Annotated in this window: 29 protein-coding genes and 1 riboswitch; of the genes, 27 read left to right on the forward strand and 2 right to left on the reverse strand. The window is 63.8% G+C overall.

The annotated features are described in order from the left end of the window. Positions 1–116 precede the first annotated feature (116 nt). The 14 genes from CXK91_RS13205 to nhaD all read left to right on the forward strand — a co-directional run bounded on the left by CXK91_RS13205 (position 117) and on the right by nhaD (position 10,974). Positions 117–1,193, forward strand: a complete 1,077-nt coding sequence (locus CXK91_RS13205; protein ID WP_103456594.1) for a 3-deoxy-7-phosphoheptulonate synthase — start codon at positions 117–119, stop codon at positions 1,191–1,193. A 311-nt stretch (positions 1,194–1,504) separates the two neighbouring features. After that, positions 1,505–2,176, forward strand: coding sequence for a DNA-3-methyladenine glycosylase I (locus CXK91_RS13210; protein WP_103456595.1), 672 nt, complete (start codon positions 1,505–1,507; stop codon positions 2,174–2,176). Between the two features lie 58 nt (positions 2,177–2,234). Then, entirely contained in the window at positions 2,235–2,603 is a 369-nt protein-coding gene (locus CXK91_RS13215; protein ID WP_103456596.1) for a DUF2946 domain-containing protein, read from the forward strand. A gap of 108 nt (positions 2,604–2,711) precedes the next feature. Continuing rightward, on the forward strand, positions 2,712–3,266 hold the full coding sequence (locus CXK91_RS13220; RefSeq protein WP_103456597.1) for a putative natural product biosynthesis protein: 555 nt from the start codon (positions 2,712–2,714) through the stop codon (positions 3,264–3,266). A 327-nt stretch (positions 3,267–3,593) separates the two neighbouring features. Continuing rightward, positions 3,594–3,773, forward strand: coding sequence for a cytochrome oxidase putative small subunit CydP (gene cydP, locus CXK91_RS13225; RefSeq protein WP_003297961.1), 180 nt, complete (start codon positions 3,594–3,596; stop codon positions 3,771–3,773). After that, positions 3,770–5,410, forward strand: coding sequence for a cytochrome ubiquinol oxidase subunit I (locus tag CXK91_RS13230; protein ID WP_103456598.1), 1,641 nt, complete (start codon positions 3,770–3,772; stop codon positions 5,408–5,410). The genes cydP and CXK91_RS13230 overlap by 4 nt, the downstream gene beginning before the upstream one ends. 10 nt (positions 5,411–5,420) lie before the next feature. Next, positions 5,421–6,563 (forward strand): cytochrome d ubiquinol oxidase subunit II, encoded by a 1,143-nt coding sequence (gene cydB, locus CXK91_RS13235; protein WP_103456599.1) that lies wholly within the window; start codon positions 5,421–5,423, stop codon positions 6,561–6,563. Positions 6,564–6,609: 46 nt separating this feature from the next. Then, positions 6,610–6,714, forward strand: coding sequence for a cytochrome bd-I oxidase subunit CydX (gene cydX / locus CXK91_RS13240; RefSeq protein WP_003292563.1), 105 nt, complete (start codon positions 6,610–6,612; stop codon positions 6,712–6,714). Next, positions 6,711–7,004: a cyd operon YbgE family protein gene (locus CXK91_RS13245; protein ID WP_103456600.1), complete on the forward strand. Its 294-nt coding sequence runs from the start codon at positions 6,711–6,713 to the stop codon at positions 7,002–7,004. Before cydX ends, CXK91_RS13245 begins: the two co-directional genes overlap by 4 nt. A 92-nt stretch (positions 7,005–7,096) precedes the next feature. Then, on the forward strand, positions 7,097–7,558 hold the full coding sequence (locus tag CXK91_RS13250) for a group II truncated hemoglobin (RefSeq protein ID WP_103456601.1): 462 nt from the start codon (positions 7,097–7,099) through the stop codon (positions 7,556–7,558). A gap of 15 nt (positions 7,559–7,573) precedes the next feature. Then, positions 7,574–8,173 carry a cytochrome b/b6 domain-containing protein gene (locus CXK91_RS13255; RefSeq protein WP_103456602.1) on the forward strand — a complete coding sequence of 200 codons (600 nt, stop codon included), beginning with the start codon at positions 7,574–7,576 and terminating at the stop codon, positions 8,171–8,173. Between the two features lie 122 nt (positions 8,174–8,295). After that, on the forward strand, positions 8,296–8,934 hold the full coding sequence (locus CXK91_RS13260) for a C40 family peptidase (protein WP_103456603.1): 639 nt from the start codon (positions 8,296–8,298) through the stop codon (positions 8,932–8,934). 76 nt (positions 8,935–9,010) lie between these two features. Continuing rightward, positions 9,011–9,535, forward strand: a complete 525-nt coding sequence (locus tag CXK91_RS13265) for a C40 family peptidase (protein WP_103456604.1) — start codon at positions 9,011–9,013, stop codon at positions 9,533–9,535. Positions 9,536–9,720: 185 nt separating this feature from the next. Then, the gene (gene nhaD, locus CXK91_RS13270) at positions 9,721–10,974 is read left to right on the forward strand and encodes a sodium:proton antiporter NhaD (protein ID WP_103456605.1); all 1,254 of its coding nucleotides are present in this window, start codon (positions 9,721–9,723) and stop codon (positions 10,972–10,974) included. Between the two features lie 24 nt (positions 10,975–10,998). Here nhaD and CXK91_RS13275 read toward each other — a convergent pair whose 3' ends face one another. Further along, positions 10,999–11,802: a metallophosphoesterase family protein gene (locus tag CXK91_RS13275; protein WP_103456606.1), complete on the reverse strand. Its 804-nt coding sequence runs from the start codon at positions 11,800–11,802 to the stop codon at positions 10,999–11,001. Positions 11,803–11,945: 143 nt separating this feature from the next. Further along, positions 11,946–12,157, forward strand: a riboswitch (cobalamin riboswitch). 119 nt (positions 12,158–12,276) lie between these two features. Between CXK91_RS13275 and btuB the strand changes: the two genes are divergently transcribed. The 13 genes from btuB (at position 12,277) to CXK91_RS13340 (ending at position 24,461) form a co-directional block, all read left to right on the forward strand. After that, a complete protein-coding gene (gene btuB, locus CXK91_RS13280) occupies positions 12,277–14,130 on the forward strand; it encodes a TonB-dependent vitamin B12 receptor (protein ID WP_103456607.1) in 1,854 nt (617 codons plus the stop codon). Between the two features lie 46 nt (positions 14,131–14,176). After that, positions 14,177–14,746: a hypothetical protein gene (locus CXK91_RS13285; protein WP_103456608.1), complete on the forward strand. Its 570-nt coding sequence runs from the start codon at positions 14,177–14,179 to the stop codon at positions 14,744–14,746. Beyond that, positions 14,743–15,354, forward strand: coding sequence for a cob(I)yrinic acid a,c-diamide adenosyltransferase (gene cobO, locus CXK91_RS13290; protein ID WP_058064131.1), 612 nt, complete (start codon positions 14,743–14,745; stop codon positions 15,352–15,354). Before CXK91_RS13285 ends, cobO begins: the two co-directional genes overlap by 4 nt. Positions 15,355–15,478: 124 nt before the next feature. Beyond that, a complete protein-coding gene (locus CXK91_RS13295) occupies positions 15,479–16,771 on the forward strand; it encodes a cobyrinate a,c-diamide synthase (protein WP_103456609.1) in 1,293 nt (430 codons plus the stop codon). After that, positions 16,768–17,415, forward strand: coding sequence for a 5,6-dimethylbenzimidazole synthase (bluB, locus tag CXK91_RS13300; RefSeq protein WP_103456610.1), 648 nt, complete (start codon positions 16,768–16,770; stop codon positions 17,413–17,415). Before CXK91_RS13295 ends, bluB begins: the two co-directional genes overlap by 4 nt. Then, on the forward strand, positions 17,412–18,212 hold the full coding sequence (locus CXK91_RS13305; protein ID WP_103456611.1) for a cobalamin-binding protein: 801 nt from the start codon (positions 17,412–17,414) through the stop codon (positions 18,210–18,212). Before bluB ends, CXK91_RS13305 begins: the two co-directional genes overlap by 4 nt. Further along, entirely contained in the window at positions 18,209–19,120 is a 912-nt protein-coding gene (cbiB, locus tag CXK91_RS13310; protein ID WP_103456612.1) for an adenosylcobinamide-phosphate synthase CbiB, read from the forward strand. Before CXK91_RS13305 ends, cbiB begins: the two co-directional genes overlap by 4 nt. Beyond that, positions 19,113–20,102, forward strand: a complete 990-nt coding sequence (gene cobD, locus CXK91_RS13315) for a threonine-phosphate decarboxylase CobD (protein ID WP_103456613.1) — start codon at positions 19,113–19,115, stop codon at positions 20,100–20,102. Before cbiB ends, cobD begins: the two co-directional genes overlap by 8 nt. Beyond that, on the forward strand, positions 20,099–21,559 hold the full coding sequence (locus tag CXK91_RS13320; RefSeq protein WP_103456614.1) for a cobyric acid synthase: 1,461 nt from the start codon (positions 20,099–20,101) through the stop codon (positions 21,557–21,559). Before cobD ends, CXK91_RS13320 begins: the two co-directional genes overlap by 4 nt. A gap of 2 nt (positions 21,560–21,561) precedes the next feature. Then, positions 21,562–22,080 (forward strand): bifunctional adenosylcobinamide kinase/adenosylcobinamide-phosphate guanylyltransferase, encoded by a 519-nt coding sequence (gene cobU, locus CXK91_RS13325; protein WP_103456615.1) that lies wholly within the window; start codon positions 21,562–21,564, stop codon positions 22,078–22,080. After that, on the forward strand, positions 22,080–23,129 hold the full coding sequence (cobT, locus tag CXK91_RS13330) for a nicotinate-nucleotide--dimethylbenzimidazole phosphoribosyltransferase (protein WP_103456616.1): 1,050 nt from the start codon (positions 22,080–22,082) through the stop codon (positions 23,127–23,129). The genes cobU and cobT overlap by 1 nt, the downstream gene beginning before the upstream one ends. After that, the gene (cobC, locus tag CXK91_RS13335; RefSeq protein WP_103456617.1) at positions 23,126–23,710 is read left to right on the forward strand and encodes an alpha-ribazole phosphatase family protein; all 585 of its coding nucleotides are present in this window, start codon (positions 23,126–23,128) and stop codon (positions 23,708–23,710) included. Before cobT ends, cobC begins: the two co-directional genes overlap by 4 nt. Positions 23,711–23,729: 19 nt before the next feature. Further along, positions 23,730–24,461 carry an adenosylcobinamide-GDP ribazoletransferase gene (locus CXK91_RS13340; protein ID WP_103456618.1) on the forward strand — a complete coding sequence of 244 codons (732 nt, stop codon included), beginning with the start codon at positions 23,730–23,732 and terminating at the stop codon, positions 24,459–24,461. Here the strand turns inward: CXK91_RS13340 and CXK91_RS13345 are convergent. Further along, positions 24,458–25,393: a LysR family transcriptional regulator gene (locus CXK91_RS13345; RefSeq protein ID WP_103456619.1), complete on the reverse strand. Its 936-nt coding sequence runs from the start codon at positions 25,391–25,393 to the stop codon at positions 24,458–24,460. The genes CXK91_RS13340 and CXK91_RS13345 overlap by 4 nt on opposite strands. Positions 25,394–25,450 lie beyond the last annotated feature (57 nt).

Raw genomic sequence — 25,450 nt, forward strand, 5'->3', positions numbered from 1 at the left:
TATTACCGCTACGACTGGCGATTTAGCCGCTTTGACGCCGAACAGACATCACACGCCCGAACACCCGATTAGCGCCGCCGCGGACCACCCGCGCCGGCAGAAGGAACCGCCAGATCATGAATGCCTCCGCCACCGTACTTGCCAAACAAACGGCCACCACCGCCCAAGCTTGCGTCACCCGCCGCAGCGCGCAGCCGCTGCCCAGCCCCGCCGTATTGCGCCAGCGTCTGCCCTTGAGCGACGCGCTTGCCGCCCGTATCCATGCCGACCGTAACGCTATCCGCGCCGTGCTCAACGGTCGCGATCCGCGCCTGCTGGTCGTCGTCGGACCCTGCTCACTGCACGATCCTGTCGCCGCGCTGGAATACGCCGAGCGCCTGGCCGCGCTCGCGCCCGAAGTCAGCGATCAGCTGCTGCTGGTCATGCGCGCCTATGTGGAAAAACCGCGCACGACCGTCGGCTGGAAAGGCCTGGTCTACGATCCGCATCTGGACGGCAGTGGCAACATGGCCGAAGGGCTGCACCTGTCACGCCGCCTGATGCTGGATATTCTCGAAACTGGTCTGCCGATCGCCACCGAGCTGCTGCAGCCGCTGGCTGCCGGGTACTTCGACGATCTGCTCGGTTGGGCCGCGATCGGTGCACGCACCAGCGAGTCGCAGATTCATCGCGAGCTGGTCAGCGGGCTGGACCTGCCGGTGGGGTTCAAGAATGGCACCGATGGCGGCCTGGGCATCGCCTGCGACGCCATGCGTTCAGCGGAACATCCACATCAGCACTTCGGCATCGACGATCTCGGCCATCCGGCACTGCTGCAGACCCGCGGTAATCCGGACACCCATCTGGTGCTGCGCGGCGGGCATGGCGCGCCCAACTACGAGGCGAACGATGTCGCTGCTGCGCGTCGGGCGCTGGAAAAGCAGGGCATCGCCCCGCGCATCATGGTCGACTGCAGCCACGCCAACAGCGGCAAAAATCCGCAGCGCCAGCCCGCGGTGCTGGAGTCGGTGATCGAGCAGCGCCTGGCCGGTGACTTGAGCCTGCGCGGTGTAATGCTCGAGAGTCACCTGTTCGATGGCTGCCAGCCGCTGTCCGGCGAGCTGCGCTACGGCGTGTCGATCACCGACGGCTGCCTGGGCTGGACGGCTACGGAACAGATGCTGCGCAGGGCGGCGCTGCGGCTGCGCGGCTGATATTTGGAGCCCGCTGCAACGTGGGAGCGGGCTCGCACGCGAACGACGTTCTGCTCGTAGGGTGGACAACGCCAAGCTTGTCCACCGTTTGCGCGCCTGGTGTCAGCGCAATGGGACGCGTGCCAAGCGGTGTCACCCAGCCTGCGCCGGCTTCACAGTGGAAGCGGGCTGGCCTGCGAATATTCGTCCAGACCAGCCTGCGCGAACGCCACCCGACCGCTGCCGCTCTGCTGCGTCGGCGTCGGCGGACTTGCGAGGCCGGCTCGTCATCGGCACCCTGTGCCGCTGCCGTCACCATCGGATGCTGAACCATGCATGACTACAAATGGCTGCACGAATATTGTCTCAACCGCTTCGGCTCGGCCGCGGCGCTGGAGGCTCGCCTGCCGCAGCCCCACAGCGCCGACCAACTGCGCAGCGTTTCGGATGACCGCTACCTCTCGCTAATCAGCCTGCGCATCTTTCGTGCCGGCCTAAAACATAGCCTGGTGGATGCCAAGTGGCCTGCGTTTGAGCAGGCTTTTTTTGGCTTCGATCCGGAAAAAGTAGTGCTGATGGGCGGCGAACATATCGAGCGGCTGATGCAGGACACCCGAGTGATCCGCCATCTCGGCAAGCTCAAGAGCGTGCCGCGCAACGCACAGTTCGTCCTCGATGTGGCGAAAGAGCGGGGCGGCTTCGGCAATCTGCTGGCCGACTGGCCGAGCAGCGATATCGTCGGCCTGTGGCGTTACCTGGCCAAACATGGCAGCCAGCTCGGTGGCCTGTCGGCGCCGCGCCTGTTGCGCATGGCCGGCAAGGACACCTTCGTCCCCAGCAATGACGTGGTAGCCGCGCTCAAGGCGCAGGAAATCGTCGACAAGGTGCCCAGCAGTCAGCGTGACCAGGCTGCGGTGCAGGCTGCGTTCAACCAGTGGCATGCTGAAAGCGGCCGCCCGTTGTGCCAGCTCTCGGCAATGCTGGCGTTCACCGTCAACCACTGAGATAGCTGCGACGGTTTGGCGCAGCGCCGCTTTGATGCGTGCGGTGTAAAGTCGAAACATGACCATAGTCAAAGACAAGCGTGCGCAGATCGTATGGGTGCTACTCACCTGCATCCTGCTCAATGCATTTGTCTGCAGCCTGAACCACGCCACTCATGTGGGTTTCGGGTTGGCCATGGGGCAGGACGCGTTCTGCGTGACTGGCGATGATGGCGGCCCAACCCTCGGCGCGCTTCCCACCGACGCACACGACTTGTCGCAGCATGCCCTCGACTGCCCGCTGTGCAGTTCGGTTTTCCTCGCCATCGTCGCATTGTTCGCCCTGGCCTGGCTGGGCCGCCGAACGGCGAACGCGACGCCCCTACCAGCGCTTGAGCGTCATGGCCCGCACCACCACTGGCCGGCACTGAATCCCCGCGCGCCCTGATATTGCCTGACTGACGCATTTCGTCCTCCTTCTGCCGCGCGTAGCGGCGGGCTGGACGGACAACTGTCGGAGCCTTCCGACGGCACGGTCAATTCAGGGGATTTCAGCATGACCATGATGGAGCGATTCACCCGCGCCGATAGCCGCGTGAGCTATCGGCTGCCTTTTCCCGACTACCCCAGCAACGCCCGCAGCTTCGTGCATCTGGATGCCAAGTTGCTGCCGTACTGGCATGCGCTGTTCGATGTCTGCCCGCGGCTGCTCAAGCTTGACCCGCCAGAGGGGCTGGAGATTTTCCGCCAGTTCATGACTTGGGCCTACGGCTGCCAGCTAGCGCTGGACTGGACGTTTCACCTCGGCGTTTGCCGCTGGTTGCTGGCGTCGGACTATCGCGAGCTGATCGAGCCGGAGCATATCGAGGCCATGATGCTCGCTGCCGCAGCACGCTGGGTCGCCAGTGATGACAGCCCGGCGATTGGCATCGTGCTCGGCTGGCGGGGTGGCAGCGAACACGTATTCGATTGGAAGCCGCGGGTACGTCATAGCGCACGTGCGCTTGCAGCGGAAGAAGAAGAGCTCCCGCCGGCACCCTGGGACTTCGCCTGGAGCCCGCTTGCAAGCACCGCGGGCAACGGATTTCGTCGTTGGTTGCGCGTGCCGTGAGTGCGACAGGCCGCCGCAGCGGCGCTGGCGCTGCCTGCAATGAACCGCCTCACCAGGCATTACCTCAATGCATGCAGGGCGAAGCGGTTGCCACGCACCGACCGCCGAGGTTGGGTGAGGCAGGCTGTCGCAGTTGCCGCTGTAGGAGGCGAACCCGACACTCTCTCTGCCTCGGGCCCGAGCAGCGCTTCCACGGGTAGGTTCGAGGTGAAGCGATTGAGCCGGGGCTGCAAGGCGCCGGTTTCGGCCCCCACCCCATTGGGGGCCTTCAATCGCCACATGCTGCCCGAGCATCAGGTGCTCGGGTGGTCACGCAAGGAGGTAGGCATGTTCAAGTCATCGCTCAGGCGAGACGTCGTGCTGGTAGTGCTGGTCAAGGTCGCGATCCTCATGATCATAAAAAACGTCTGGTTCGATGCTCCCAGCATTCCCGAGAACGGTTCGGTGCGCGTTGCCGACCATTTGCTTGATTCGCGGGGTTCGATCCCCGAGGGAGGGCCGAGATGATCTCGGAAAGCGTTGTCGATCTATCACGCCTGCAATTCGCCATGACGGCGATGTATCACTTTCTCTTCGTGCCGCTGACCTTGGGGCTGGCCTTCCTGCTGGCGATCATGGAATCGGTCTATGTAATGACCGGCAAGCAGGTCTATCAGGACATGACCAAGTTCTGGGGCAAGCTGTTCGGCATCAACTTCGCCCTGGGGGTCACGACCGGGCTGACCATGGAGTTTCAGTTCGGCACCAACTGGGCCTACTACAGCCATTACGTCGGTGACATCTTCGGCGCGCCGCTGGCCATTGAAGGGCTGATGGCATTCTTCCTCGAATCCACCTTTATCGGGCTGTTCTTCTTCGGCTGGGACCGGCTGAGCAAGGTACAGCACCTGGCCGTGACCTGGCTGGTGGCGCTGGGTTCGAACCTGTCGGCGCTCTGGATCCTCATCGCCAATGGCTGGATGCAGAACCCGGTTGGCTCTGAGTTCAACTTCGAGACCATGCGCATGGAGCTGGTGGATTTCGGCGCGCTGCTGTTCAACCCGGTCGCCCAGGTCAAGTTCGTCCACACCGTGTCCGCGGGCTACGTCACTGGGGCGATCTTTGTGCTGGCGATTTCTTCCTTCTATCTATTGAAGAAGCGCGACCTGGGCTTCGCCCGTCGTTCGTTCGCCATAGCCGCGGTCTTCGGTCTGGCTTCTACCATCTCGGTGATCATCCTCGGCGACGAGTCCGGCTATGAGATTGGCGATGTGCAGAAGGTCAAGCTGGCCGCCATCGAGGCTGAGTGGGAAACCCACCCGGCACCTGCGGGCTTCACACTGTTCGGCCTGCCCAATCAGCAGGAGATGCGCACCGACTACGAGGTGAAGATTCCCTACGCGTTGGGGCTGATCGCCACTCGTTCGGTGGACGAGGAGGTAAAGGGCATCAAGCAGCTGATCGCCGAGCATGAGCTGCGCATCCGCAACGGCATGCTTGCCTACGAGCGCCTGCAGGTGCTGCGTAGCGGCGACAAGTCGGCCGAAGCCATCGCCGCGTTCAATGAGGTCAAGCAGGACCTGGGTTACGGGCTGCTGCTGAAGAAGTACACCGCCGATGTGGTCGATGCCAGCGAGGAGCAGATCAAGCTCGCCGCGCTGGACACTATCCCCAATGTGTTCAGCCTGTTCTGGACCTTCCGCGTGATGGTCGCCGCTGGTTTCCTGATGTTGCTGCTGTTTGCTCTGGCGAGCTGGGCATCGATCAAGCGCAATGCCGAGACAAAGCCCTGGTTGCTCAAGTTCGCACTGTTCAGCCTGCCGTTGCCGTGGATCGCCGCGCAGACCGGTTGGTACGTCGCCGAGCATGGCCGTCAGCCCTGGTCGATCGCCGAGGTACTGCCGACCCATCTGTCCACCTCGACGCTGGCGGCAGGCGATATATGGGGCTCGCTGATCGCCCTGGTGGCTTTCTACAGCCTGCTGCTGGTGATCGAGATGTTCCTGATGATCCGCTTCGCACGGCTTGGCCCAAGCAGCTTGCACGCCGGGCGTTATCACTTCGAGCTCGAGGCGGCTGCCGCCAATCAGCTGCATCGGCTCCGAGAGGCAGTCGCTGTGCCGGCAATTACAAAAGACGCCCCCACTGAACCTACCGCCGTGTGAGGTAAACGAGATGTTCGATTACGAGGTTCTCAAGCTCATCTGGTGGGTGTTGATTGGCGTATTGCTGATCGGCTTCGCCCTGACCGATGGTTTCGACATGGGCGCCATGGCGCTGATGCCCTTTGTCGGCAAGACCGACAACGAGCGGCGCGTGGCGATCAACACTATCGCGCCGCACTGGGATGGCAACCAGGTGTGGTTCATCACCGCGGGCGGCGCGCTGTTTGCAGCCTGGCCAATGGTCTACGCGGTGGCCTTCTCCGGCCTGTACTGGGCGATGCTGCTGGTGCTGTTCGCGTTGTTCTGCCGGCCGGTGGGCTTCGACTACCGTAGCAAGGTGGAGGACCCGCGTTGGCGCAGCGCCTGGGATTGGGCGCTGTTTGTCGGTGGTGCGGTGCCTGCGCTGGTTTTCGGTGTGGCCTTCGGCAATCTGTTCCTCGGCCTGCCGTTCCAGCTGGATGAGCTGATGCGCTCTACATACCAGGGCTCGTTCTTCGCGCTGCTCAACCCGTTCGCGCTGCTCTGCGGCATCGTCAGTCTGAGCATGTTGAGCGCCCACGGTGGTGCCTGGCTGATGTTGCGTACCGACGGCGCACTGGCCGAGCGTTCGCGGCAGGCCACTCGCCTGTGCGCACTGGTGTTTCTGTTCGGCTTCGTTGCCGCCGGGTTGTGGCTGATCCTGGGTGTCCAGGGCTTCACTCAGCTGTCGGTTACCGATGTGGGTGGCGCGCTGAATCCGCTGCTGGACAAGCAGGTGGTGAGGGACAACGCTGGCTGGTTGGGCAACTACAGCCGTTATCCGCTCACCCTGATTGCGCCGGTCGCCGGTATCGTCGGTGCGCTGCTGGCCCTGCTCGGCTCCAGCCGCAACAGTGGCGGGGCGAGCTTCGTCGGTACCAGCCTGATGATCGTCGGCAGCATCTGTACTGCGGGCTTTGCGCTGTTCCCCTTTGTCTTCCCGTCGAGTCTGGACCCGGCCTCGAGCCTGACCATCTGGGATGCGGTGTCGAGTAAGAAGACGCTGGGCATCATGTTCGTCGTGGCCTGCATCTTCGTGCCGCTGATCCTCTGCTACACGCTGTGGAGCTACGTACGTATGTGGGGCCGGCTCACCCATGAAACCATCGAAGCCAATCCCCACGGGCTGTACTGACTGAGCGGGCGGGTCACCGTACCCGCCCTGCCAAGGAGCAACGACTATGTGGTACTTCACCTGGATTCTCGGCGTGCTGCTGGCGTGCAGCTTCGGCATCATCAATGCGCTTTGGCTGGAAGCCACGCAGGATCTGGACGCCGAGCCGTGAACGGCATTCTGTGCCGGCGCTTTTACGGGGCGGCCAGTCGGGTGCTGTCACTCCTGTTGGCGGCCCCGCTGGCTCTGGTCCTGCTGATCCACCCGGCTGCGATGCTCGACGGGCAGGGCGGCTACAGCCATCCGCAACTGATGCTGGTGATGTGGGGGATTTCTGTGGGCTTTGTGCATGGCGTTGGTTTCCTGCCGCACCATTGGCTATGGCGCCTGCTATTCCATCCGCTGATTGGCTGGCCGCTGATGGGGCTGGGTTACTTGATCCTGTGGCAGGCGCAGCTTTAGAGGTGGCAGCCGGCGAGTTTTAGATCGTCAGCGCACCAATGGTCGGGCGAGCTGGGCGGCCGGGTGCCATGACTCACGCAAGAGGTAATGTTATGAATACTTCCCTTGATCTCACTCCCTACCAACAGCTGGGTGGTGATGGGCCGCTGCGACAGCTGGTCGACCGTCTGTATGACGTAATGCTCAGCGAGCCCGGTGTTCGGGTGGTGCGTGACATGCATGGCGACGACACCACGGAGATCCGTGAGCGGCTCTTCGACTTCCTCTCCGGTTGGCTGGGCGGGCCTTCCCGCTTTATCGAAAAGCACGGACACCCGCGCTTGCGCGTCAGGCATCGCTTCTTCCGAATCGGTGAATCCGAGCGCAACCAGTGGATGTTCTGCATGCGCAGGGCCTTGGCGGACACGCCGATGGACGCCAGCTTGCGCGATCGCCTCGAGCAGGCGTTTGCGCAGATGGCCGATCATCTGCGAAACGATACGCAAAGCTCGCCTGGCTGTGGCGCGGCCAGCTGTGCAGCCGAGCAGCAGCCCGCCGAGCGGTGCGGTTGCTGAGCGGGCCGCGCAGGCATGACTGCTGGTTGGGATATCAAAGCGCGCCTGCTCCACTGGGCCATTGCGCTGACCGCTTGTTTTCAGCAGTTCAGTAGTCTGTGGATGTCCGACCCCGGCAGTCAGTACCTGTTTCCCTGGCATCGCCTGCTCGGTGCTCTGACGGCGTTGATCGTGCTGCTGTTCTGGCTTTACAGCTACGCCGTTTATAATCTTCAGCGCCTGTTCCCCTGGGGGCGTGCCGGCCGGCTGTTGGTACTGCACGAAGGGTTCGGCCTCTTACGCGGGCGTCTGCCAGCCAGCGGCCCGCGGCGGGGGCTTTCAAGCTTTGTGCACGGGCTAGGGCTGCTGGCGCTGAGTGGCTGCGCAGTCACTGGCGTGATTTTGTTCGCCATGATTCCGCCAGGGCACGTCGGGCCTCCGGCGGACGGGATGGCCTTCACGCGCTATACGCTGCAGCACAAGTTCTTCGGCCAATCGCTGTGGCTCTACTGGTACGGCCACGTGGCGGTTGCGGTGGTTCATCAGCTCAAGGGGGATAGTGTGCTCGGCGCCATCTTCGGGCGCCGTGTCCCGCGCGCAGCGTCGAGCGATCAGGCTGAATCGACCTCCGAATAAAAAACGGGCCGCAGACGTTTTGTCGCAGTTAATCCGTCACATTTCGTCCGATTGAATTTGATCATCGGGACGATAGAAGGCATAGTCGCCACCACTTTGAAATCACCGACACGGTCGTGCCCATGCACCAACGCTTCGCACCCCTCGTGCCTCTTGCACTTATCGCCTTGCTGACGGCATGTGCCGGGCAGCCCGTACAGACCGAGCAGCAGATCACATCGCCTCGGCTGTCGCACAATCATCCCCTGGCCGGATTTGACTTTTCTGCACTCGAAAAGAGCGAAGAGGAGTCGCTGACCGAGCTGTCAGACGAGCACGAGCACGAGTACCAGCTGCCGGAGCTAGCTGACAGTATTCTGGAGCGTGGCTTCACTCTGGTTGGCACGCCTTATCGCTTCGGCGGCAGCTCGGTGAAGACCGGTTTCGACTGCAGCGGTTTCGTCGGTTTTCTGTTCCGCAAGGAAGCTGGCCTCGAGCTGCCGCGCTCTACCCGCGAGTTGATCAACCTCGACGCACCAGTGGTCAAGCGTAATGATCTAGAGCCCGGTGACGTGGTGTTCTTCAACAACCGTGGTCGCGGGCGAGTCAGTCACGCTGGAATCTACATCGGCGATGATCAGTTCATTCACGCCTCCAGCAGCCGCAGCGGCGGCGTACGCGTTGACAGCCTGGACGACAAGTACTGGCGTGCCAGCTACATGGAAGCCAAGCGCGTGCTGGCGCTGGCTTCGGATCTGGTACCTCACACCGCTCAGCGTTGATTCGGCGACTTGCGGGGGTTGCGTCGACCGCCGCATGCCGGCAGAGTGATGGCTTATTTGCCTGGACCGCTCTGCGATGCATTACCTGGCCCGCCTTACGCTTGTCATTCTCTTCGCGCTGCTGACCGCATGTGCTGGTCAGCCGTCGGCGCCGCCAGTCATTCAGGAGCCAAGTACCTCTCATCCCGTGCCCGGTATTGCCGAGGACGTGCTTTTCAGTGCGCTCGGCCTGGTTGGCACGCCGTACCGCTGGGGCGGCAATACGCCCGATAGTGGATTCGATTGCAGCGGGCTGATCGGTTACGTCTATCGTGGCGCTGCCGGCATCAGCCTTCCTCGCACCACCCAGGAGATGAGCAATCTGCGTGGCCCTGCCGTGCGGCGCCATGCACTGCAGCCCGGTGATCTGGTGTTCTTCGCCACCAGCGGCGGCCGTCGCGTCAGTCATGCCGGCATCTATGTGGGCGAGGATCGCTTCGTCCATGCGCCGTCATCCGGGGGTACCGTGCGGTTAGACAGCCTGACCGCCAGTTACTGGCAGAAGAATTTCCTGGGTGCCAAGAGAGTCCTCGACCAGGAGCGTTTGGCCAGCAATCCCTAAGCTGGCCTGCTGTGGCGGTCTGCCTACGATCGCTGCGCACCTATTTAATATCCTGAAACAGTCTCCGTTTGACATGCGGTGATATCGCTCGTCTCAGCGTTTGGCTACCATGCGCATCCTCATTTCCTTCCGTGCCCAGCTTGCTGTGCACAAGCCCCTTTCCCTGTTTCTCCACTAGGTGAGTTATGCCTGAATTACTGACGTACGTGCTCATCGCGCTGGCGGTGGCGGCGCTGCTTGGCGTGGTGCTCGAAGAAATTACCCATGTGAACAAAGCCAAGGTGACGCTGTTCTTCGGCACCCTGGCCTGGCTGCTGCTGTTCATCTTCACGCCGGTGGGCGAGGCGCGGGAAACCGTGCTGGAAAGCCTCAACGAGAACATCGCCGAAATTGCCGGATTGTGGATTTTCCTGGTGGCGGCGATGACCTTCGTCGCGTACCTGAACAAGAAGGGCATGATCGAGAACCTGATCTACCTGGTGCTGCCCAAGCGGATCAGTGAGCGGGCCTTGCTATTTCTCACCGCGACCTTCTGCTTCGTATTCTCCTCGCTGGCCGACAACATCACCGCGACGCTGGTCTCCATCACGCTGATCCTCTCGCTGCAGCTGGATCGCGCAAAGACCATCAAGTTCGCCACGTTGGTGGTGTTCTCCGTCAACTCCGGTGGTGTGGCACTGATTACCGGCGACGTCACCACGCTGATGATCTTCCTGGCCGGCAAGGTGGCGATTCTTCAGCTGCTGGTGCTGGCTGTCCCGGCCTTTCTCGCGGTGATGGTGTTGGCCGCCATGTTGTCGATCGGCATGCGCGGCGAGGTGATGGTGCAGGGGCAGCGCAACGACGTGCGCGGGGTGGACGTAGCCATCGCCGTGATCTTCCTGTGCACCATCCTCAGCACCATCATCGGCAACTTCCTGTTCCAGATCCCGCCGGTGCTGACTTTTCTCTCTGGCTTGTCGGTGATGTTTCTGGTTGCGCGTTTCTTCAGTGACGACAACGACTCCGACCCGATCCTCGAATACGTACGGCAGGTGGAGTTCGAAACGCTGTTTTTCTTCCTCGGAATTCTGCTGCTGGTCGGCATGCTCAAGGAGATTCGCGTGCTCGACGGGCTGGTGCACATCTACGACCAGGTGCCGGCTGTCATGGCCAACTACCTGATGGGTGTGATGTCGGCGGCCATCGACAACGTGCCGCTGACCGCAGCGCTGCTGAAATCCGGGCTGGAAATGGGCGTGGCCGAGTGGATGGTGCTGACCTATGCGGTGGGCGTCGGCGGCTCGCTGCTGGTGATCGGTTCGGCCTCGGGCATCGTCGCCATGAGCAAGGTGCCGGGGCTGACCTTCGGCAGCTACCTGCGCTACATGCTCTACCTGTTCATCGCCTTCAACATCGGCTTCGCCGGTGTTTATCTGGTCGGCCTGTCGGTGGGCTGACCGCGCTTCGCGTGCGAGCGCGGGTCACCAGCTCAGGTTGAAGTGGGAACCCAGCACGAAGCGACCGTCGAGCAGGTCCCAGCGTTCGACGCAGACCTTCTTCTGTTCGCCGGGGTGCAGCTTCAGCCGGTTGAAGGAGTTTGGCGAGGTGCCACGCAGGCGGGTCGAGAGCGTGGTGCCGGCCTGCACCATCCAGATCTCCCGCGCGAGACCGCTGTACTGCTTGGACAACGGCAGCACGTAGGGCAGATGGATGTGCCCGCCCATGACCAGGTCCAGCCCGTGCTCGGCCCAGCGCTGCAGCGCGGGTTCGGCGCCGTGCTGCAGGTTGCTCAGGTCGCTCGGCACCATGGCGCCGAACGGCTGATGGGCCACCACGATGCGAATCTTGCCCGGGTCGCTTTCCTCCAGACGCCTCGCCACGCGCTCCACCTGCCGTGCCGTTACCACGCCGTCCTTGTGCCGGCGGGGATGGGTGGTGTTGAGCCCGATCACCAGCATCTGTTCGTTCTCGAAGACCGGCTCCAGATCGTCACCGAAATGCTGGCGGTAATTGCCGTAGGGTGTGAACAGGCGTGCGAAGAGGTTGTACAGCGGGATGTCGTGGTTGCCCGGAATCACCAGCGTATCGCCGACGCCGTCGGCCTCAAGGCGGCGGACGAAGGCGGCGGCACTGGCGAACTGGCCGCGGCGGGCGCGCTGGGTGATGTCGCCGGAGAACACCAGCAGGTCTGCTCGATGCTCGCGTACATGATCCTCCAGCGCCTGGACCACGGCGGGTTGCTCGGTGCCGAAATGGGTGTCGGAGATCTGCACGATGCTGGTCATGGGCGTCGGTTATGGTCCTGGCTGATCGGGGCATTGTTGCATTCGAAGCCTTTCGGCGTCCGCCGTTCCAAGCGGTGAGATGCAAGCGGAAATTGCAGGGCGCTGCGACAACCCTGCGGTTGCGTCACGTCCAGCCTTGGACTAACCTCCGCGTCGCCTCAGGTGCCCCCTGCAAAAGGGGGTGAAACAGGGAAGCCGGTCCATTCTTACGAAGATTCCGGCGCTGCCCCCGCAACGGTAGGCGAGTCGAGAAACCGTAATAGCCACTGTGCTCGCGCATGGGAAGGTGCGGTTTCGGGACGCCGCAAGGCGTACGCTCGCAAGCCCGGAGACCGGCCTGTCGCATTTCACTGACAGTGCGGCGGGCGCTGAGCGGGTGCGTACCCTTCGCGGTATTCACTTCTCTTCTGCAGTTCCTTCGTCTGTCTTCGTCGACTTTCAGTCGTGCGGGTGGGCACGACGGAGACCTGTACCTTGACTTGCAAGCCCCGTTTCAAGCCAGCGGCCTATGTGCTGCTCGGCAGCTTCTCCTTTTCCATTGGCCAGCTGGCCGCCGCTCCTCTCGACCTTGAACAGCAGGTGGTAACCGCTACGCGCACCGCGCAGACCGCTCGGCAAAGCCTGGCGGCAGTGACGGTGATCGACCGCGAGCGAATCGAGCGTAGTCAGGCGAGCTCGCTGCCCGAGCTTCTGAAGCAAGTGCCCGGCGTTTCGCTGGCGAACAATGGTGGGCTGGGCAAGTCCACCTCGCTGTATATGCGCGGCACTGAGTCCGACCATGTGCTGGTGATGATCGACGGCATCAAGATCGGCTCGGTGACCTCCGGTGGCTCGGCCCTGCAGGATCTGCCGCTGGAACTGATCGAGCGCATCGAGGTGGTGCGCGGGCCACGCTCCAGCCTGTATGGCTCGGAAGCCATCGGCGGGGTGATCCAGATATTCACCCGCAAAGGGCAAGGGCAGGGCGTCAAACCGTTCTTCTCGGCCGGCTACGGCACCCATGATACCTACACCGGTAGCGCCGGTGTTTCCGGTGGCGACGGTCGTGGCTGGTACAGCCTGGGCGTCAGCGGTTCGGATACTGATGGCATCAACGTCAAATCGGTGGGCACCAGCGGCTACGAAAACGACGCCGATGGCTATCGCAACCTGTCCGCGACGCTGAGCGCTGGCTATCGTTTCGACAACGGTCTGGAGCTGGACGCCAACCTGCTGCAGGCCAAATCCCATAACGACTACGACAGCGTGAACCGGGCTCGCACGTCCGGGTTCGGCGCCAATGCCGATGGTGTGTCGAAAGTTTTTGGCACCCGTGCACGCTTCAGTCCGCTGGAGCGCTGGCTGGTGACGCTGCAGGCCGGGCGCAGTGAAGACAAATCCGACGCCTATCAGGACGGGCAGTTCTATTCACGCTTCGACAGCCGCCGCGACACCCTCGGTTGGCAGAACGATATCCAGCTCGCCACTGGGCATACGCTGATCGTTGGGGCGGATCACCAGCGCGACGAGGTCAATGGCTCCACCGTTTATGACGTGGAATCCCGTGACAACAAGGGCTACTTCACCCAGTACCTGGGCGAGGTCGGTCGCCATGACTGGCAGCTGTCGCTGCGTCGTGACGACAACGACCAGTTCGGCCAACACGACACCGGCAACATCGGTTACGGCTATGCGCTGACCGACTGGCTACGTGGCACCATCAGCTACGGCACGGCATTCAAGGCGCCGACCTTCAACGAGCTGTATTACCCCGACTACGGCAACCCCGAGCTGGATGCGGAAACCTCCGAGAGCCTTGAGGTCGGCCTTGCTGGTCAGCATGGCTGGGGCCACTGGGCGGTGAATGCCTATCGCACCGTGGTCGATGACCTCATTGCCTATGACGCCAGCATTTCCGCACCGGCCAACGTGCAGCAAGCGCGTATCCGCGGGGTCGAGCTGGTGCTCGGCAGCCAATCGTTCGGTTGGGACTGGAACGCCAACTACAGCCTGCTGGAGCCGGAGAACCGCTCCGCCGGGGCCAACCGCGGCAACGAGCTGGCGCGCCGGGCAAAACAGCTGTTCAACCTCGACGTTGACCGTCGGCTCGGTGCCTTCAGCGTCGGCGCCAGTCTGCACGCCGAGGGCCAGCGCTATGACGACCTGGCGAACACCAAAGAGCTGTCCGGCTACGCCACTCTGGACCTGCGTGGCGAATACCGCATCACTCCCGAATGGCGCCTACAGGCGCGCGTCGCCAACCTGCTGGATGCCGACTACGAAACCGCCGAGGGCTACAACCAGCCCGGCCAGGCCGCTTACCTGACCGTGCGCTACCAGGCGCTGTAAGACCGCGGCGCAGGCATGTCGCCCGCGCCCACAGAAGGAGACTGCAATGATCAAGCTTGCCCCGAGATACCAGCTGCTGGTTGGCCTCGCGCTTGCCGCGCTGCTGGCCATGACCCGCGGACAGCACTTCGCCAGCGTCAACCTGCCGAGCGCGTCCTGGGCGGTGTTCTTTCTCGCCGGCGTGCTGGTGCGGCCGAAGTGGGTGTTTCCGGCACTGTTTCTCGAGGCTTCGCTGCTGGATTTCGCCGCCATCCAGTGGGCCGGTGTCAGCGACTGGTGCATGTCGCCGGCGTACTGGATGCTGGTGCCGGCCTACGGTTCGCTGTGGCTGGGCGGTCGACTCTACGCACGTCTGCATCGTGACCATTTCAGCAGCCTGGCGACCCTGGCGCTGTGCGTGATGGCGAGCGCCTTCGTTTGCTACCTGTTCTCCGGTGGCGGCTTCCTCTATTTCTCCGGGCGCTATCCCGAGCCGAGCCTGGCGCTGCTGGCCGAGCGCATCGCCACCTATTACCCGCGCTACCTGTCGACCCTTGCGCTGTATGTCGGTGCTGCCGTGGTGCTGTTTGTCGGCTTGCGGGTCTGGGCTGAGCAGCGTGATGAGGCGCGAGCATGAGCGAATCCAGCGAACGCGATGATCGCCACAAGGCACGCATGCAGCGCAAGAAAGCGCTGATCGACGAGAAGATTGCCGAAGCCCAGGACGAGTACGGCCTGCTACTGGTGCACACCGGCAACGGCAAGGGCAAGAGCAGTTCGGCCTTCGGCATGGTGGCGCGTGCGCTCGGCCATGGCATCAAGGTCGGCGTGGTGCAGTTCATCAAAGGTGCGGCCAGTACCGGCGAGGAGGCGTTCTTCCGGCGCTTCCCGGACGAGGTTCGCTACCACGTGATGGGCGAGGGCTTCACCTGGGAAACTCAGGACCGGCAGCGCGACATCGCCAAGGCCCGCGAGGCCTGGGCGGTGGCGGCCGAACTGCTTGCCGACCCTGAGATCGGCCTGGTGGTACTGGATGAGCTGAACATCGCGCTGAAGTACGGCTACCTGGAGCTGGAGCCGGTGCTCGCCGACATCGAGTCGCGGCCGCTGTTGCAGCACGTGGTGGTCACTGGGCGCGGAGCGCCGGCCGGTTTGATCGAGGCAGCGGATACGGTTACCGAGATGGGCCTGATCAAGCATGCGTTCAAGGCCGGGGTGAAGGCGCAGAGAGGAGTGGAGTTTTGATGCCAGCGCTCAAGGCATTCGCGGACCGTTGCGTAGGGGGGATGACGCCTATTTCGTCCACCGTCAGCGTGGTCGGTGGATTGGTAAAGCGTCATCCATCCTACTCTGCCGACGAGAGGCCGTGATGACCAGTAGACGCTGTCCAGCGCTGCTGATCGCCGCGCCCGCATCCGGGCAGGGCAAGACCACGGTCACCGCGGCGCTGGCGCGACTGCACAGTCGTCAGGGCAAGCACGTGCGGGTGTTCAAGTGTGGGCCGGACTTTCTCGACCCGATGATCCTGGCCCGCGCCAGCGGCCGGCCGGTCTATCAGCTCGACTTGCGGATGGTCGGTGAGGAGGAGTCGTGCCGGTTGTTGTGGGACGCGGCGGGTGAGGCTGATCTGATCTTGATCGAAGGCGTGATGGGGCTATTCGACGGTTCGCCGTCGGCGGCCGATCTGTCCCGGCGCTTCGGCGTGCCGGTAATGGCAGTAATCGACGGCTCCGCCATGGCGCAGACCTTCGGCGCCGTGGCTCACGGAATGAGCAGCTTTCAGCCGGATTTGCCGTTCGATGGTGTGCTAGCCAACCGGGTGGGCAGTGTTCGGCATGGCGATATTTTGCGCGATAGTCTTCCGCCTTCGATCCGCTGGTACGGTGCATTACCGCGCAGCGCCGAGGTGGAGTTGCCAAGCCGGCACCTGGGCTTGGTCCAGGCCGAGGAACTGGCCGATCTGGACACTCGTCTGGATGCTGCAGCCGATGCCTTGGCGCTTAGTGCAGATACAGATTTGCCCCCATCGGTCAGCTTCGCTGCGCCGCTCAGTACGCCACTCGAGCCGCTGCTCAAGGGCGTGCGCATCGGTGTTGCACGCGATGCCGCCTTTGCTTTTCTCTATCAGGCCAATCTGGACTTGCTGCAGGCGCTGGGTGCCGAGCTGCTGTTCTTTTCGCCGCTGCGTTTCACCCGGCTGCCGGCCGTGGATAGCTTGTATCTGCCAGGGGGCTACCCGGAGCTGCACCTGCGCGGCTTGTCGCGTAACCGAGCCATGGCCGACGCCATACGCGCCCACCACGAAGCCGGTAAACCAATTCTCGCCGAGTGTGGCGGCATGCTCTATCTATTTGATGGTTTGACCGATCTGGGCGGGGAACGTACACAAATGCTCGGTCTGCTGCCTGGCGAGGCGCGCATGCAGAAGCGCCTGACCGCTTTGGCGCTGCAGGAAGTAGCACTGCCTGAAGGGCGTCTGCGCGGCCATACGTTCCATCATTCGGAGCTGGAGTCGCCGCTCGAACCACTGGCCCGTGGCGAGTGCCCGAACTACAAGCGCACTGCCGAAGCGGTCTATCGCAAGGGGCGGCTGACGGCGTCCTACATTCACTTCTACTTGCCGTCTGATCCAGCAGCGGCTGCAGCGCTGTTGCGGCCATGAACGAACATGCTTTCAGCGCGCAAGAACGCGCCGCGGTCTATCGCGCCGTCGGCGAGCGCCGCGACATGCGCCATTTCATTGGTGGCGAGGTGGCGCCGGAGCTGCTGTCGCGGCTGCTGCAGGCCGCGCATCAGGCACCCAGCGTTGGCTTGATGCAGCCGTGGCGCTTTATCCGTATTACACACCCCGAGTTGCGCACGGCCATTGCCGATCTGGTCGGCGAGGAGCGCCAGCGCACGGCCGAGGCACTCGGCGAACGTTCCGCCGAGTTCATGCGGCTCAAGGTCGAGGGCATCGAGGATTGTGCTGAGTTGTTGGTCGCCGCGCTGATGGAAGACCGTGAGCAGCACATCTTTGGCCGCCGCACGCTACCCGAAATGGACCTGGCGTCACTGGCTTGCGCGATCCAGAATCTCTGGCTCGCTGCGCGGGCGGAGGGCTTGGGTATGGGCTGGGTTTCACTGTTCGATCCAGCCGCGCTAGGGACGCTGCTTCGCATGCCAGTTGGCGCGAAGCCCGTGGCGATTCTCTGCCTGGGGCCAGTCAAAGCCTTCTATCCGGCACCGATGCTGGCGCTTGAGGGCTGGACGCAGCCGCGGCCGCTGCACGAACTGGTTTTTGAAAACGGATGGGAGTCGGCATGAGTAAAGGGCCGCAGCGCATCGTCTGTTTATCCACGGAAACCTGCGAGACGCTGTATCTGCTGGGTGAGCCGGCGCGCATTGTCGGCATCTCCGGCTTCACCGTGCGCCCACCGCAGGCACGCAAGGAGAAGCCCAAGGTCAGCGGTTTCACCAGCGTCAAGCACGAACAGATACTTGCTCTCGAGCCAGACCTGGTGCTCGGATACAGCGACCTGCAGGGCGATATGCTCGCTGAATTGGCGCGCGAAGGGCTGGAGGTGCATTTGTTCAACCAACGCGATGTTGCCGGCATTCTGCGCATGATCGAGACCCTCGGTGCGCTGGTGCACGCCGGCGAGCGTGCCCTGGCGCTGATCGATGAGTTGCAGGCGGGGCTGGACGCTATTCGCGCCTGCGCGGCGACTTTGCCGCGCCGGCCGCGGGTGTATTTCGAGGAGTGGAACGAGCCGCTGATATCCGGCATCGGCTGGGTCGGCGAGCTGATCGAACTGGCCGGTGGCGAGGACTGCTTCGCCGAGCTGGCGCAATTCAAGCGCGCCAAGGACAGGATCATCGAAGATCCGCAGGAAGTGGTGCGCCGCGCGCCGGAGCTGATCATCGGGTCCTGGTGCGGGCGGCGCTTCCGCGCGGAACAGGTCGCGGCCCGAGCTGGCTGGCAGGCAATTCCGGCCGTGCGCGATGGTCAGCTGCATGAGATCAAGTCGCCGGAGATCCTCAACCCCGGTCCGGCGGTGCTCACCGACGGTGTACGTCAGTTACATGCACTGATTCGCGCCTGCGCGCAGAGGTCTGAGTGAGTCTATTCCTCACCGTTGCCGCGGCCCTGCTGCTGGATGCGTTGCTCGGCGAGCCGAAACGGGCGCATCCACTGGTAGCCTTTGGCCGCCTGGCCGATCGTCTGGAGCAGCATTTCAATGGTGCGGCGGCGCGCGGTTGGCGCAGCCATGGGGTAACCGCCTGGTGCCTGGCGGTGCTGCCGCTGACGCTGCTGGCCTGGCTGCTCAGCCTGTTACCCAGCGTCGGCTGGCTGGTTGAGATTGTGCTGCTCTACCTGGCACTTGGGCTGCGCAGCCTTGGCGAACATGTGTTGCCGGTGGCCCACGCCTTGTGGCGAAACGACCTGCCCGAGGCGCGACGCCGCGTTGGCTGGATCGTCAGCCGTGACACCACGCAGCTGGACGAGGAGGGCGTGGCCCGTGCGGCTACGGAGTCGGTGCTGGAAAACGGCAGTGATGCCGTGTTCGCCGCACTGTTCTGGTTCATCGTCGCTGGCGCGCCCGGTGTGGTGCTGTATCGCCTGAGCAACACGCTGGACGCCATGTGGGGCTATCGCAACGCGCGTTTCGAGCGCTTCGGCTGGGCCGCGGCGCGCATCGATGATGTGCTCAACTATGTGCCGGCCCGGCTGGTCGCCCTGACCTATGCGCTGCTCGGCAGAACTCGCCGCGCATTGCGTTGCTGGCGCACCCAGGCCCCGCTCTGGGACAGCCCCAATGCGGGGCCAGTAATGGCTTCTGGAGCTGGGGCGCTGGGTGTGGTGTTGGGCGGCTCCGCTATTTATCACGGTGAAGTTCATGCGCGTCCCGAGCTGGGTCGTGGCAAGCCAGCGCAAGCGCGTCATATCGAGCATGCCCTCGACCTGGTCTGGGGTGGCGTCGGCGTCTGGCTGCTGGCTTTGCTGTTCGGGGGCTGGCTGTATGCTTGAGCACGGCGGACGTCTACGAGCAGCCGCACAGCGTTATGCCATCCCGCTATCGGATTGGCTCGATCTATCCACCGGCCTAGCACCGTACCATCCGCCGTTGCCGAGCATTTCCAGTAGCGCCTGGGCGCGCCTGCCGGAAACCGATGATGGTCTGGAAACTGCGGCCCGGGACTATTACGGCGCGCGTGCGGTATTGCCCGTGGCCGGTTCGCAGAGCGCCATCCAGGCGTTGCCACGGCTGCGCGGTTCGGCGCGGGTCGGCATCATCTCTCCCTGTTATGCCGAGCACGCCGAGGCCTGGCGTCGCGCCGGTCATCGCGTTGTCGAACTCTGCCAGGCCAGCGTGCCGCGTGCCCTGGACCACCTCGATGTGCTGGTGGTGGTCAACCCGAACAATCCCACCGGTCAACTGATCGCGCCCCAGCACTTGTTGGAGTGGCGCAGCGAGCTGGCGGCCTTTGGTGGCTGGCTGGTCGTGGACGAGGCGTTCATGGACTGCACGCCGCAGCATAGTCTGGCCGAGCATAGCCACCTGCCTGGGCTGGTCGTGCTGCGCTCGTTCGGTAAGTTCTTCGGCTTGGCGGGGGCTCGGCTGGGCTTCGTTCTGGCTCATGCCGGCCTGTTGCGAGCCCTTGCCGAGCTACTTGGGCCTTGGACGGTGAACGGTCCGACAAGACAGCTGGGCGCCGCATTACTGGCCGACAGGTCTGCGCAGCAGCGCCAGCGCGAATGCCTGCACTGCGATGGCCAGCGTCTGACCGACCTGCTGCGGCGTCACGATGTGGCGCCGCTGGGCGGTTGTGCGCTGTTCCAATGGTGGGTCAGCGCCGATGCGGCGTTGCTGCACGACTTCCTCGCCCGTCGGGGCATTCTCACGCGTCTTTTCGCTCAGCCTTCCAGCGTGCGCTTCGGCCTGCCCACCGATGTCGGCTGGGCGCGACTGGATCAGGCCTTGCAGAGTTTCAGGGAGCAGCATCCATGACCACGCTGATGGTGCAGGGCACCACTTCCGACGCTGGCAAGAGCACCCTGGTGACCGCGCTGTGCCGCTGGCTTGCACGCCAGGGCGTTGCGGTGGTGCCGTTCAAGCCGCAGAACATGGCGCTCAACAGCGCGGTGACCGCCGATGGCGGCGAGATCGGTCGGGCCCAGGCGGTGCAGGCTCAGGCTGCCAGGTTGGCGCCGCACACGGACATGAACCCGGTGCTGCTCAAGCCCAACAGCGACATCGGCGCCCAGGTGATCATCCACGGCCGCGCGGTGACCAGCATGGACGCAGTGGCCTACCACGACTACAAGCGCGTGGCGATGCAGGCCGTGCTCGACTCGCATCGACGGCTGTCCGCGGCGTACAGCGTTGTGATGGTCGAGGGCGCAGGCTCGCCCGCCGAGATCAACCTGCGTGCCGGCGACATCGCCAACATGGGGTTTGCCGAGGCGGTGGACTGCCCGGTGATCCTGATCGCGGATATCGACAAGGGCGGCGTCTTCGCCCATCTGGTCGGCACCCTGGCGCTGCTCTCTGAAAGCGAGCAGGCGCGGGTGCAGGGCTTCGTCATCAACCGTTTTCGCGGCGATATTGCGTTGTTGCAGCCTGGCCTCGACTGGTTGGAACAACGCACCGGCAAGCCGGTACTCGGGGTGCTGCCTTATCTGATGGATTTCCATCTGGAGGCAGAGGATGCCATCGACACGCGCCAGTCCAGCAAGCCCAGCGAGGCGTTGAAAGTAGTTGTGCCGGTGTTGCCACGCATCAGTAATCACACCGATTTCGACCCTCTGCGCCTGCATCCGCAGGTCGACCTGCAGTTCGTTGGTCCCGGTCAGGCGGTACCCGCCGCGGCGGATCTGATCATCCTACCCGGCTCGAAAAGCGTGCGTGCCGACCTCGCCTGGCTGCGTGCCAATGGCTGGGACACAGCGATCCAGAGGCACCTGCGCTACGGCGGCAAACTGCTGGGCATTTGTGGCGGGTTGCAGATGCTCGGTACGCGCATTGCCGACCCGCTCGGGCTGGAAGGCCCGGCCGGAACCAGCGAAGGACTCGGCTTGCTGGATTTTGAAACCCTTCTGGAGGCGGACAAGCAGCTGCGCAACGTCACGGGCTGGCTGCTGCCGGAAGGCGCGCCGGTCAGCGGTTATGAGATTCATGCTGGCGTCAGTAGTGGGCCAGCTCTTGAGCAACCTGCGGTGCAGCTGGACGACGGCCGCCGCGATGGCGCGATAAGCGCCGACGGACAGCTGCTCGGTACCTACCTGCACGGGTTGTTCGAGGAACCCGAGGCCTGTGCCGCGCTGTTGCGCTGGGTCGGGGTTCGTACCGTGGAAATCGTCGATTATCACGCACTACGCGAGCGCGACATTGAGCGCCTGGCCGATCTGGTCGAAACGCAGCTGGACACGGGGCGGCTGCGTGCGCTTTGTGGCCTGGGAGGCTGAACATGTTGGAACTGATTCTTGGCGGCGCCCGTTCGGGCAAGAGCCGATTTGCCGAGCGACAGGCTGCCGAAAGCGGCCTGGCGGTTACCTATATCGCCACCAGTCAGGCACTCGATGGCGAGATGGCCGAGCGTATCGCGCATCACCGTGAGCGGCGTCCGTCGCACTGGGGGCTGATCGAGGAACCACTGCAGCTGGCTCAGGTGCTGCGTGAACGGGCGGCGACGGATCGCTGCCTGCTAGTCGACTGCCTGACCCTCTGGCTGACCAATTTGCTGATGCTGGACGAACCAACGCGCCTCGCCGAGGAGCGCGATGCCTTCCTGGAATGTCTGGCTGAGCTGCCGGGGCGGATCGTGCTGGTCAGCAACGAAACCGGTCTCGGTGTCGTGCCGCTAGGCGAATTGACCCGGCGCTATGTGGACGAGGCGGGCTGGTTGCATCAGGCCGTTGCGGAGCGGGCGCAGCGGGTGACCTTCATGGTCGCCGGGCTGCCCATGGCATTGAAGGGAGCGCAGTAATGCACGATTGGTGGAACGAGTCTTGCCAGGCGTTGAACGAAACCGTGCGCGTCCAGGCGTTGGCGCGGCAGGATCAGCTGACCAAACCGCGTGGCGCACTCGGCCACCTCGAGGGCCTGGCGGTGGGGCTGGCGGCCATGCAGGGCAGTGAGCGGCCACAGGTCGAGCGTGTGCACGTCAGTGTGTTTGCCGGCGACCACGGAGTGGTGCAAGAGGGTGTTTCGGCTTTCCCTCAATCGGTGACAGGTCAGATGCTGCGCAACTTCGTCAACGGCGGTGCGGCGCTGAGCGTATTGTCGCGCCGCCTGAATGCACCTTTGGAGGTGATCGACCTGGGCACTGTGGAATCGCTGCAATTGGACGGCGTAAGCCATCTGCGCCTCGGCCCTGGCACGGCGAATTTCGTTCGCGAAGCGGCAATGAGCGACGAGCAATTGCACCTGGCCCTTGCTGCCGGCCGCGACAGTGCGCAGCGTGCAGCGGAGCGTTCGGCCCATCTGTTTATTGGCGGGGAAATGGGCATTGGCAACACCACTAGTGCAAGCGCCTTGTCGGCCGTGCTCCTGCCACGCTCACCGTTGACACTGGTCGGCCCGGGCACCGGGCTCGATCTAAGCGGTGTTCGCCACAAGGTTCAGGTTATCCAGAGTGCCGTTCGGTTGCACGCCGAGCACTGCGTCGAACCGCTCGAAGCCCTGCGTCGCCTGGGTGGGTTCGAGATTGCGGCTCTCGTAGGTGCATACCTGTGCTGCGCGCAACTGGGCGTTCCGGTATTGGTCGATGGCTTTATCTGTAGCGCTGCAGCGCTTTGCGCGGTGCGGTTGAACCCGGCATGTCGGCCATGGCTGATCTTCGCCCATCGCTCCGCTGAACCTGGCCATCTGGCAGTGCTGGAAGCGCTCGGTGCCGTGCCGTTGCTCGACCTCGGCCTGCGGCTGGGCGAGGGCAGCGGGGCGGCCTTGGCAGTCCCGTTGTTGCAGCAGGCCTGCGCCCTGCACAACGAGATGGCGACGTTTGCCGAAGCGGCCGTATCGGATCGCTCCGCATGACGGCGAGCATCGATCTGCTACGCCATGGCGAGACCGAGCAAGGTGGCGGCTTTCGCGGCAGCCTCGACGATGCGCTGACTGCACACGGCTGGCAGCAGATGCGCGATGCGGTTTGCGCCGTCGGCCCCTGGGACATGCTGGTCAGCTCGCCACTGCAGCGCTGTGCCGCCTTCGCCCACGAACTCGCGGCGCAACGCGGCCTGCCGCTGCATCTGGAGTCTGACCTGAGCGAACTGCATTTCGGCGACTGGGAAGGGCGCAGCGCGGCCGAGCTTATGCAGTGCAGCGCCGAGGCGCTCGGCCTGTTTTGGGCCGACCCATACGGATTTACACCGCCTGGCGGTGAGCCGCTGGTGCAGTTCGAGGCGCGCGTTCTGGCCGCTATCGAGCGGTTGCAACAGCGCTGCGCTGGACAGCGCTTGCTGGTCATCTGTCATGCCGGCGTGATGCGCCTGTTGCTGGCGCGCGCGCGCGGCCTCCCACGCGAGAGGCTGCTCGAGGTAGTAGTCGCACATGGTGAGTTGCTGCCGCTGGATCTGTCGCGCTGCCATGAAACAAACGTAAAAGCGCTCACGCCATGATTCCTGCCCCGGAACAGCCATGCTGCCGCTATTGATCGCCCTGCAATTTCTCACCAGTCTGCCGATTCGCTTGCGGGTAATGCCGGAGCCAGAACAGCAGGGGCGCTCTTTGCTGTATTACCCAGTCGTCGGGCTGTTACTGGGCGTATTGCTCTGCCTGGCCGCGCTCATGCTAGAGAGCGCGCCGCCGCTATTGCAGGCGGCGCTCTTGCTGACGTTGTGGGTCGCACTGACCGGCGCGTTGCACCTCGATGGTTTGGCCGACAGCGCCGACGCCTGGCTGGGTGGCTTCGGCGACCGGGAGCGTACGCTGCAGATCATGAAAGATCCGCGCAGCGGCCCCGTGGCAGTGGTGGTGTTGGTCCTGCTGTTGCTACTCAAGTTCGCGGCGCTGCTGGCTTTGTTGCAGGCCCAGCACTATGTGGCGCTTCTGTTGGCACCCCTGTTGGGACGCGCGGCGCTGCTGGCGCTGTTTCTCGGCACGCCGTATGTGCGGCCCAATGGCCTTGGCCATGCTTTGGCAGCGAATCTGCCGCGCACCTGGGCGAAGGGCGTTCTGCTCCTGGTGGCAATCGGATGCCTGCTGTTCGGCAGCAGCGGGCTGATAGCCCTGGCGTTGACTGCCGTCGCGTTCTTGCTGGCGCGCCGTGCCATGCTTCGCCGGCTTGGCGGTACGACCGGCGATACCGCCGGTGCGCTGCTGGAGCTGGTGGAGTGTGCGGTGCTGGTGGGGCTGGCGCTTCAGCTTTAGCCGCCGGCTGCAGGGCGGCGGTCGAGCACGGGCGCATGCAGCGCCATCAGCTCGACTACCCAATCGATGAACACCCGTAGCTTGGCACTGACATGTCGATTCGGCGGGAATGCCAGATACAGCGGCATGTCATCGAGGCGCCAGTCTTCCAACAGTGGCAACAGCTCGCCGTCTGCCAGGTGCGTTCTGACCATGTAGTCCGGCAGCCAGATCACGCCCAGTCCGGCCAACCCCGCAGCCAGGCAGGCGTTGCCATCATCCACTGCGAGCACGTAGCGGCCGTGCACCTGAACCTGCTCGTCCTGCCGCTGCATGACGTACGGTGTGGGTTTGCCGGTGCGGCCCCAGAGAAAGCCGACGACGCGGTGGTGGCTGTTTTCCAGCTCGCTCGGGTGTGTCGGCACGCCAGCGCGTTCGAGGTAGCCAGGGGCTGCGTAGACGCCAAGGCGTAGGTCGCCAACGTGGCGGGCGATCAGCGACTGGTCGGTGATCTCGCCACCGCGCACCACGCAGTCCACGTTCTCCCCGATCAGATCCACCCGCCGATCACTGACGCCCATGTCCAGCTGGATGTCCGGATACTTCGCATAAAAGGCCGGCAATGCCGGAATCAGGATCATCCGCGCCAATGGGCTGGGAACGTCCACGCGCAAGCGTCCCCGGGGCACTGCCGCGGCACCGGACAAGCTGGTTTCGGCGTCGTCCAGATCGGCCAGCAGGCGCAGGGCACGCTCGTAATAGGCCGCACCGTCGGCGGTCACGTTGACCTTGCGCGTGGTGCGGTTGAGCAGCCTGACGCGAAGCCGCGCCTCGAGTTGCTGGACCTGCTGGGTGACGCTGGTCTTGCTGATGCGCAGGGTCTCGGCGGCCTTGGTGAAGCTGCCGGTCTCCACCACGCGAACGAAGGCCTGCATCGCATCGAAACGGTCCATCTGAACTCCCGCGGATTGTTTGGATTATGCAAATAGTGTTGAGCGACCTGGCGCGTT

The organism is Stutzerimonas stutzeri, from assembly GCF_002909485.1.
Taxonomy (GTDB): Bacteria; Pseudomonadota; Gammaproteobacteria; order Pseudomonadales; family Pseudomonadaceae; genus Stutzerimonas; species Stutzerimonas stutzeri_AH.